The following is a 427-nucleotide window of genomic DNA, read 5'->3' as shown; positions in this document are numbered from 1 at the left end:
CAAGAATGAGACAACTCACCTGCCGTAGTTGGGGAGTTAGTAACAGTGTGAAAGTGCAGAAACTGAATCAGCTGATACGAGGCTGGATTAATTATTTCAAAATCGGAAGTATGAAGAGTTTATGTGCAGAATTAGATAACAACATACGATATAGACTGCGGATGTGTATCTGGAAACATTGGAAAACGCCAAAGAACAGAGCAAAGAACCTTATAAAGCTGGGAATACCAGCATGGTCAGCCTGGAAAACAGCATACATAAGCGGATATGCGAAAGTATGTAGAAGCTGGGATGTGCACCAAACAATTAGCAATGCCCGCCTCGAAGAATTCGGATTGATATCCATGAAAGACTATTACGTGAAACGAATAACATGTTAAGTTGATTGAACCGCCGTGTACCGGACGGTACGCCAGACTGTCTAACG

Annotated in this window: 1 protein-coding gene; it reads left to right on the top strand. The window is 42.4% G+C overall.

Annotation, left to right across the window (positions count from 1 at the left end; translation table 11 throughout):
• A partial coding sequence (locus NE664_14410; GenBank protein ID MCQ4727827.1) for a group II intron reverse transcriptase/maturase occupies positions 1–380 on the top strand: 380 nt, incomplete at its 5' end.
• Between the last annotated feature and the right edge of the window lie 47 nt (positions 381–427).

This window comes from Anaerotignum faecicola (genome assembly GCA_024460105.1).
In the GTDB taxonomy this organism is placed as follows: Bacteria; Bacillota; Clostridia; order Lachnospirales; family Anaerotignaceae; genus JANFXS01.
The sequence above is the reverse complement of the archived record's forward strand: the minus strand, read 5'-3'. Positions and strand labels throughout refer to the sequence as shown.